The following is an 8,531-nucleotide window of genomic DNA, read 5'->3' as shown; positions in this document are numbered from 1 at the left end:
AGCAGAAACACGGATAAAAAGCGCTTGCCTCTGACCGGCAGGGCGGGCAGCATTCCTACCCTGAGATACCCATTTATGACAACCAACAGGACACGATCCATGACACAGGCAACCGCACGCCACATCCTCGTCGACAGCGAAGCAAAATGCGAAGAGCTGAAGCAGGCCATTGAAGGCGGCCAGGATTTCGCCGAAGCCGCGAAACAGCATTCCTCCTGCCCGTCAGGCCGCAACGGTGGTGATCTGGGCTCTTTCGGCCCGGGCCAGATGGTGCCGGAATTCGACGAGGCGGCTTTCAACAGTGAGCTGAACACCGTGATCGGCCCCATCAAGACCCAGTTCGGCTATCACCTGCTGGAAGTGACCAGCCGGGGCTAATGAGCACGCGAACCGCCCTGATCAACGCCTGCCGCCGCCAGCCCCTGCAATGGCTGGCGGCGGCAGGCGTTATCATCATTGCACCGTTATTTTTTATCGGTGGCCCAGACTGGTCTTCCACGCCGCTTGACCGGGCACTGTGGGATCTTGGCCACCTGATTTTCTTCGCCCTGGCCACCTATGCCGCTCAACCCTGGCGACGGCTACAGGGCTGGCAATTGTGGGCTGTGTCCACGCTGGTGGTCCTGGCCATTGGCATTGGCATTGAGTTGTTGCAGTCAGGCCTTGACCGACAGGAGGACTGGCGCGACGTGCTGCGCAATCAGGTTGGTACCTGGCTGGTTCTCGCCTGGCGCCCGATATTCTCCTCGACTTCCGCCACCAGCCGCCAACACTGGGCGCTGGCAGGGGCCTCGCTGTTATTGATCGCCATCGAACTGGGCACCGTCGGGGTGGTGGCCGCCAGGCACATCGAGATGAACCGGCAAATGCCCCAGCTTTACAGCTTTGAGCACAACCAGCCCAATCAGTTCTGGCGAGGGCCGGTGTCCCCCTCACCGTTGCATCGCCCGGAAAACCACCCAGCGGGCGGCCAAAGCCTGGAAATTTCCCTGAACACACGGGTCTATTCCGGCGCGTCTCTCGACAACCTGCCCGCTGACTGGCGCGGGTACAGTCGGCTCAATCTGGCGCTGTTCAACCCCCATGATGACCGCTTTACCATGACCCTGAGAATTAACGACGTTGCCCACGAACGTCACTCGAACGCTTACAATGACCGCTTCAACACCCAGCTGGTGCTGGAGCCGGGGCCCAACCGTTTCACGTTTGATCTGGAAAGGGTCAGGAACGCGCCGCGCACTCGTTCCATGGATATGGATAACATTCGCAGGCTGAGCATTTTCGTGATCCGACTGCCGCAACCGCGCACCGTCTACCTGACGGAATTGCGCCTCGATTAACCCAGTGTCCACGGGTTGTTGGTCAGTGGTTCGGCTCCGTTATCAGTGATCAACACGGTTTCGCTGCAACCGATCCCCCAATGCCCCGGCATTCGCAGACAGATAGGCAGGTGAAAGACCATGCCGGGCTGAAATCGTGAGGACTGGCCACGCGCAATAAATCCGGAACCTTCCACCCAGGATGGGGGGAACTGTGCACCAACGGTGTACCCGAACACACCCGAGAAAAAAACCTCGCCGGCCAGTGGCGCGAGAGCTTTTTCTGCCGCCTGCGCCGCGACGTCAAAACTGACCCCTGGCCGGATGGCATCCAGCAGAGCGTCCACCACCCGCCGGCAGCCGTCAAACACCCGCCGCATTGAGTGGGTCGGTTCGCCGGCGACCACGGTCTGCATCATCGGCGCGGTGTAGCGCTTCCAGGCCGCCCCGAATTCCAGAAACACCGGATTTCCCGCTTCTACCGCACAGCGCCGGTGGTTGGTATGAATGATCCCGCTGCGGGGCCCGACCGTGACAATCGGCTGCATGCTCATGAATTCACTGCCGGCAGCCAGTAACGCCTGCGCACCGACGGCGGCAATTTCATTGTCGGTCACGCCCGGCCGGATAACCGCTATCGCTTCTTTCAGGGCCTGGCCGGTGATATGCGCACTGCGGCGCAAACAGGCCAGCTCCGCCGAGGACTTCACAATGCGTACCCGCTTCAACAGCAGGGCACTGTCCACAAACCGGATATCCGGGAGGCGCACGCGAATACCTTCAATGACGCCATGGCGCAGGGACCCGTGCCAGAAATCGATACCCACTCGATCCTCAACGCCGGACAGGGCCGCCACCAGCGGCTCGAGAACCTCGCCAATGCCCTCCCAGCGGTAGCCGGCAACCCGATCAACCCGGGTGGTGACCATCGCCGGCCCCACCTCAATCGACGGCACCTGCAGTAATAATCGTGATTGCGTGACCACCAACGCCACATGCACCGACACTTCGAAGGTACTGTAACCGGTCAGGTAGAAAATATCGGATGGGTCGGTCAACAACAGCGCGCTGATATCGTCCTCGACCATGCGGGCGCGCACCCGGCTCAGGCGCTGGTCAAACTCCCCAGATGGGAAAGGGCACTCCGTTCCCCGTGCGGCACTGGACAGTGCTTTTTGATAGGCGATGAAATCCATGGAGCACCCTCCCGGAAAAATTCCTTTTCTTGAGGGTGGACCCAAACCTTCAGTTGTTCAACCATGCGGCAGAATTCAGTTCGCGGGGTTCAGAAACCGCACCATCTGGTTGCCAACGGACTCAATGGGATCGGTCACGGCGCGCTGAATACTGTTGGTGACCACACGGGTGAACCCGGACCCCGCGTCGCTTTCCAGGAAGCGGATATACGACGCAAGTTCGGCTTCACTGATATCGCGGTAGGTAAACAGATAACTGTCGAACACCTGCTGGTTCACCATGCCCTCTAGCGTGCCGCGCTGATTCTCGATCTGCGTCCGAATCTGCTCGAATGATGCAGCATCGCTGCCCTTCAGCGCAGACAGCGCAGTGGCAAGCCCGAGCTGCACCGCGATGGAGGTATCAACCGCGCTCTCGGTGGCCCTTGACGCCTTGTCGAAGCGATCAAACATGTCCACCCGCTCGCTGCCACGAAACTGTTTATTCAACTCCGGTGCGCGGGCCTGAATGTTGGCCCAGGCCTCCGGGCGCGAGGCGGCAATTTCGGCGTCGGCAATTTTCTGAGCTACAGATCGATCATACCAGTCCATCACCGATTGCAGCTGTGCGTCACTCAGAGCGAGATCCAGATCCGCCACAATCTGCGCCTGGATATCGCGGGCATTGAAGCTGCTGCTGACCATGTGGCCAATGGTATCCGCTGCAAAGGGCGGCACCCGGCCACTTTGTTTGAGGCCGTCGCGGATACCCTGGCTCATCATGGCCGGGTATTGTATGACGATGTCATCAATGGGCGAGGCTTCCAGAACTGCATCCGCCGAGGGGGCCGCCTGGGCAGTACCCCATACCAGGACAAGAGAAACTAAAACGGGTTTAATTTGGGAAAATGCTTTCATGGCCTATCATCCGAAGAGATTGATGGGCGGTTTATGCCACGGCGAAAGCATGCCCTGCAAGCAATACGAGGCGCAGTTTAATGACAAATTGGTATGGTAACGGAGCCGTCTGGCTTCCCAGCCCATGAGTAAGTTCGGTAAACGTCTTAATGTCTGGAAGTCACGGCTGAAATGGTATGGGCTACCGGTGCTTGGGCTGGTCATCGCTTCCTGGGCCACCTTGCGATTCAGTTTGCTGGAACCGGACCCACCCATCCAGCAGGAAAACGTCTGTGAAATTTTCCGGGAACAACCAGTGTGGTATGACTACGCCCGGCAGTCCCAGGACAAATGGGGAACGCCCATCGCCACCCAGATGGCGTTCGTGTACTACGAATCTTCCTTCCGCAGCCACGCCCGCCCACCGCGTACCCGGCTATGGGGGCTGATTCCCTGGCTGCGGCCAACCACGGCCTACGGTTATGCCCAGGCGCTGGACCCGGCCTGGGGCGACTACCTGGACGCCAACGGCGGCGGCCTGTTCGTGGTGCGCACCCACATGGAACACGCACTGGATTTTGTCGGCTGGTACAACCACCTGACGCAGCGGCAGTTGGGCATCCCGTTCCACAGCCCACAAAAGCTGTACCTGGCCTATCACGAAGGCCGCACCGGCTATGCCCGGCAGAGTTATGACGCCAAACCCCAGGTGGTCGATCTGGCCGCACGGGTGCAAACCCGCGCTTTTCGCTACGACAACCAACTGGCCGCCTGCGAGCAGGAATTTCAGTGCTGGCGCTGGTACCAGTTCTGGCCGTTTTGCGGCTAGTGGTCCAGCTCAATCAACGAGTGCAGTAACTGCAATCGCTCCACCAGATACTCCATGACGATACGAACCCGCGCCATTTGCTGGGTGTCCTGATTGACATGGAGCCAGAGGTCGACACTCTCCCCCTCCAGCGGGTCGGAGAGCCGGCGCAGCTGCTTACCGCTCTCACCGAGATAACACGGCAGCACCGCCAGCCCCGCCCCCGCACAGGCAAGCGCGTGCATGGACTGCAGGCTGTTGCAGCGAATCACCGACGAGGCATGCTTCAGGTGTTTGCGATACCAGCGCCCAGTGGCCAGGTGGCTGAAAGTTTCATCGGGAATAATCCAGACGCACCCGTCCGGGTGGTTTTCAACATCCATCCCGCGATGCCGCCGGCAGTATTGCGCCGAACCATACACCGCCGATTCAACAGCCGCGATACGCTCACCTTCCAGGGTGGCTTGCGGCTTATTCTCCGGACGCAGGGTCAGATCCGCTTCCCGGTGGCTGAGGTTGGCCACGTCGTTATCGGTCAGCACCTCCAGTTCGATGTCCGGAAATTCCCGCACCAGTTCCGCCAGAATCGGACTGAGCAGCTGATTCATCATGGCGTCTTCGGCGGCAAGACGAACCTTGCCCACGGGGGCCGAATCCTGGCCGACCAGCTTCCTCTCCAGATTCTCCATTTGCCCGGTGAGCCGCTCGGCCTCCCGGAATGCCGTTTCACCAACCGGCGTGAGCTGCAACCCATCCCGGGAGCGCTCGAAAAACTGAACGTTCAGCGCCTCTTCCATCTGGTCAAGCCGCCGGAGAACCGTGGTCTGGTGCACTCCCAGGAGTTCACCAGCCTTCGCCAGCGTGCCCCCCGTGGCCAGAGCGTGAATATATCGAAGATAGTCCCAGTCCATAGTCGCCAAAAAAGCTCCCGAATAAATTCCCAGATAAGTTACTGCGTATTTGCAACGTGAGTACGGATTTTAACGTATTCAAGCTGCAAATAAGAACCCTTAGAATAGCCTGTAAATTAAAGATAGATCCCTAACTAACCCACTTTACCAAAGGAGGAAGGCGCTATGACCCAGACCCATATCGCAACCGTTCAACCGCTGCCATCCAGTATCCTCCACAACAGTACTGAGATCAGGCGCCAATGTACCCGTGCTGCAACGAAGCAGGCGGTTCAGTTTATCGGCAGGAAGCTGCGTATCGCGGGCCGCAAAGCCCAGGCAGCCACTCCGGATCTGCCGGAAATGCCCAGAGCCATGCACGGTGGTCACTGAACGCTGTTCAGGTGCCCCGGACCGGGGCTGACTAACGCAGGGATGTGAAAAAGGATGTTAGAACGCCGGTGGCCCGCAAAGACGGACCACCGGCGTTTTACTTAACGGGGTTCAGATAGCTCAGATAGCTCAGAACTCCCAGACTACCTTGGCTTTCTGGCCGAACCACTCGTCCATCTTGCTAGTGTAGTAAGTTTCGATCACGTTGCGTTTGATTTTCATGGTCGGGGTGAGCATGCCGTTTTCCATGGTCCAGGGCTCTTTCACCACCACCAGGAACGCCAGCTTCTCATGTCCTTCGCAACCGGCATTCACCTCATCCAGCTCGCCGGCCAGTTCCTGTTCAAGTTCCGCACGGCTCCCACCTGCTTCCAGCTCTTCCCGCGCTTCATCCGATAACAGCACCATCAGGCAGGGCTGAGCCTGGTTGGCCCCGGCAACACACACCACTTCTGCCTTCGGGTGGTTAAATCGATTTTCGATGGGCACGGGCACCACATACTTTCCCTTGGACGTTTTGAACAGATCCTTCACCCGGCCGGTAATCCGCAGAAAACCGTCATTGTCGATTTCGCCCATGTCGCCGGTTTTCAGAAACCCATCGTCGGTCAGGTCTTCCCGGGTTTTTTCGTCGTTTTTGTAGTAGCCCAGCATCTGACCCGGGCTTTTGACCTCCACTTCGCCGCCCTCACCCAGGCGATGCTCGACACCGGGATTTGCCACACCCACAGTGCCGACTTTAGCCTGGCCCGGGCGGTTAGCATGGGAGTACCCGAAGTTCTCGGACATACCGTACACTTCCAGCAACTCAAGCCCGAGGCCGCGATACCAGCCAATGATTTCGCCCGACAGCGGCGCAGCGCCAGTGAGTGCGGCACGGCAGTGATCAAGCCCCAGCTGTTTAAGAACTTTCTTTTTCACTACCGACTTCAGGATTGGAATATTGAACAGCAGCTTCTGCTTCTTTGGCGGCAGCTTGGCGTTCACACCCAGATAGAACTTCATCCACAGCCGCGGCACGGAGAAAAACAGCGTCGGGCGGGCACGCTGGAGGTCTTCCTGGAAGGTGTCCAGAGAATTGGCGAAATACAGATGGAAACCGTAATACAGTGACTGGGTTTCCACCGCCGCCCGTTCCGCCACGTGCGCCAGTGGCAAGTAAGACAGCATCCGCTCATCGGACGAAACCGGGAAAATCTGCTGCAAACCGTCGGCCACGGAAATCATGGTGCGAAAACTGTGCATCACGCCCTTGGGGCGACCGGTGCTGCCGGAGGTGTACACGATGGTCGCAAGCGCGTCCGGGTCAGGTAGTTTGGGCTCTGCCGGTTCACACTGGGCAATGATATCCAGCCATTTCGGAGTATCGTCTCGTGGCGAAAGCGGCAGTGAAATAACCGGCAGCTCGGCCGGGATATGGCCTTTGATATCATTCCAGCCATCGGCGGTACCGTCCATCTTGCCCAGAATCAGCAGCTTTGCCTCACTGTGTTCCAGTACGTAAGCCGCGGTATCCCCGTTCAGAGTCGGGTACAGCGGGACCGACACAAACCCCGCCGCCCAGATGGCCAGGTCCGCGAGAATCCAGTGCGCGCTGTTCTTGCCGAGAATCGCTATGTTGCTGCGTTCGGGCAGGCCCAGGCTGCTCAGGTGAGCGGCCATGCGGGACACCTGATCTGCCGCCTCTTTCCAGGTGATGTCTTCAACATGGCCGTCCGGGAACGGCTGGGTGAGGTAGACATTGTTCGGAATCTTCTTCGCCCAGTGGTACAGGCAGTGCAATGAGGTTTGCTTATCACGCTCTACGGCCATGTGCGGCTCCTTGTTGTTATTGTCTGAAACACGTCGGTTTTTCGTTTCACCTGAATACTACCGATATTCCATACTTCATCAATAGCCATGTATCCCCCTTTCACTAGCCGACTGTTACTTTATTGGCGGCCCTGCCAGCCATCGCAGGATGGCCCCCGATCCGTGTATGCTCTGCGCACCAACATCACAGCCACGGATTAATCCCCATGCACGAGCTCATTCTCTACCACTACGCCATGTCCCCCTTTAGCGAGAAGGCCCGGGCCATGCTCGGCTATGCCGGGTTGTCCTGGCAGTCGGTGACGGTAAAAGAAATTCCGCCACGGCCCGTGATCGACGCTCTGGCCGGCGGCTATCGCAAGATCCCGGTTGCCCAGCTCGGCGCAGATGTATTTTGTGATACGCGGTCTGTCGCCCGCGAAATTGCCCGCCTCAGTGGTAAGAATGAACTGATCCTGGAGCAGCAACCGAGAGACGTTCAGGATTTTGTTCGTGAAACGGACCTGAAGGTATTTTTGGCCTGTGTTGTCGCTGCCAGTGATGGCCGCCTGCTGAAAAAGCTGGTCCGGGAGACGTCGCTGTTCGCCACCTTCCGCTTCCTGAAAGACCGCATCAGCATGGGGCGTAATTCGCGGGTCAAGGCTCTGAAAGGCCCACAAGCCAAAGCTCGGGTTCTGGCCCATCTGGCACAAATGGAATCCATGTTGGAGCAGGACTTTCTCTTTGGAACGTCACCCTGCATTGCCGACTTTTCCGCCTACCACGGGCTATGGTTTGTGTGTGAGTTGGCAGGCAAGCCCTGGCTCAGGGACTACCCTCGGGTTCGGGCGTGGATGGAGCGCATGAAAGGCTTTGGCCACGGCCAGCGGTCGGAAATCACCGGAGACCAGGCTCTGGATGTTGCCAGAAACAACACCCCCAGGGCGCTGGAGGCGGCTTCAGAGCACAAGCTGACCGGTCAAAGCGTCGAAATTGCGCCCGATGATTATGGCCGAGATCCGGTTCGCGGCATTCTCCTGTTCGGGGACGACCAGAGCACCATTGTGAGACGGGAGCACGCCAGAACCGGGGTCGTCCACGTGCACTTCCCGGCCGAGGGCTTTGCCATCACTCCGGTGTCCGCGTGATTCGCGGGTGAGCACTGAGCCCCAACTCACAACTGTATACATATACAGCTTAGCTGCGTTACACTCCCGCCATACGTAACGATTTTCTCGCGCCAGCCTCCACCGGCGCG

The 8,531-nt window shown here is 58.7% G+C and carries 9 protein-coding genes; 5 read left to right on the top strand and 4 right to left on the bottom strand.

Translation table 11 applies throughout. From position 1 onward, the window contains the following. The first annotated feature begins 99 nt into the window (after positions 1–99). Together WD429_RS01995 and WD429_RS01990 are read left to right on the top strand one after the other, a co-directional pair. On the top strand, positions 100–378 hold the full coding sequence (locus WD429_RS01995) for a peptidylprolyl isomerase (protein WP_368420497.1): 279 nt from the start codon (positions 100–102) through the stop codon (positions 376–378). Beyond that, positions 378–1,340, top strand: a complete 963-nt coding sequence (locus tag WD429_RS01990; protein WP_368420496.1) for a succinyl-CoA synthetase subunit beta — start codon at positions 378–380, stop codon at positions 1,338–1,340. Before WD429_RS01995 ends, WD429_RS01990 begins: the two co-directional genes overlap by 1 nt. Here WD429_RS01990 and WD429_RS01985 read toward each other — a convergent pair. Next, positions 1,337–2,515 (bottom strand): M24 family metallopeptidase, encoded by a 1,179-nt coding sequence (locus WD429_RS01985; RefSeq protein ID WP_368420495.1) that lies wholly within the window; start codon positions 2,513–2,515, stop codon positions 1,337–1,339. The two genes, WD429_RS01990 and WD429_RS01985, sit on opposite strands and share 4 nt — an antisense overlap. Positions 2,516–2,590: 75 nt before the next feature. Then, complete coding sequence (locus WD429_RS01980; protein WP_368420494.1) at positions 2,591–3,412, bottom strand: DUF2059 domain-containing protein; 822 nt, start codon at positions 3,410–3,412, stop codon at positions 2,591–2,593. Positions 3,413–3,536: 124 nt separating this feature from the next. Between WD429_RS01980 and WD429_RS01975 the strand changes: the two genes are divergently transcribed. Further along, positions 3,537–4,220: a lysozyme-like domain containing protein gene (locus tag WD429_RS01975; RefSeq protein WP_368420493.1), complete on the top strand. Its 684-nt coding sequence runs from the start codon at positions 3,537–3,539 to the stop codon at positions 4,218–4,220. On the opposite strand, the gene WD429_RS01970 is transcribed toward WD429_RS01975, so the two are convergent. Continuing rightward, positions 4,217–5,110, bottom strand: coding sequence for a LysR family transcriptional regulator (locus WD429_RS01970; protein WP_368420492.1), 894 nt, complete (start codon positions 5,108–5,110; stop codon positions 4,217–4,219). The two genes, WD429_RS01975 and WD429_RS01970, sit on opposite strands and share 4 nt — an antisense overlap. A 165-nt stretch (positions 5,111–5,275) precedes the next feature. Between WD429_RS01970 and WD429_RS01965 the strand changes: the two genes are divergently transcribed. Next, positions 5,276–5,482, top strand: coding sequence for a hypothetical protein (locus WD429_RS01965; protein ID WP_368420491.1), 207 nt, complete (start codon positions 5,276–5,278; stop codon positions 5,480–5,482). Between the two features lie 129 nt (positions 5,483–5,611). Here WD429_RS01965 and WD429_RS01960 read toward each other — a convergent pair whose 3' ends face one another. Further along, positions 5,612–7,294: an AMP-binding protein gene (locus WD429_RS01960; RefSeq protein WP_368420490.1), complete on the bottom strand. Its 1,683-nt coding sequence runs from the start codon at positions 7,292–7,294 to the stop codon at positions 5,612–5,614. Between the two features lie 206 nt (positions 7,295–7,500). Here WD429_RS01960 and WD429_RS01955 point away from each other — a divergent pair, with 206 nt between their 5' ends. Beyond that, the gene (locus tag WD429_RS01955) at positions 7,501–8,421 is read left to right on the top strand and encodes a glutathione S-transferase family protein (protein WP_368420489.1); all 921 of its coding nucleotides are present in this window, start codon (positions 7,501–7,503) and stop codon (positions 8,419–8,421) included. Positions 8,422–8,531: the final 110 nt, after the last annotated feature.

The organism is Marinobacter sp. (genome assembly GCF_040904845.1).
GTDB lineage: Bacteria > Pseudomonadota > Gammaproteobacteria > Pseudomonadales > Oleiphilaceae > Marinobacter.
This window is presented reverse-complemented; position numbering and strand designations above follow the sequence as displayed.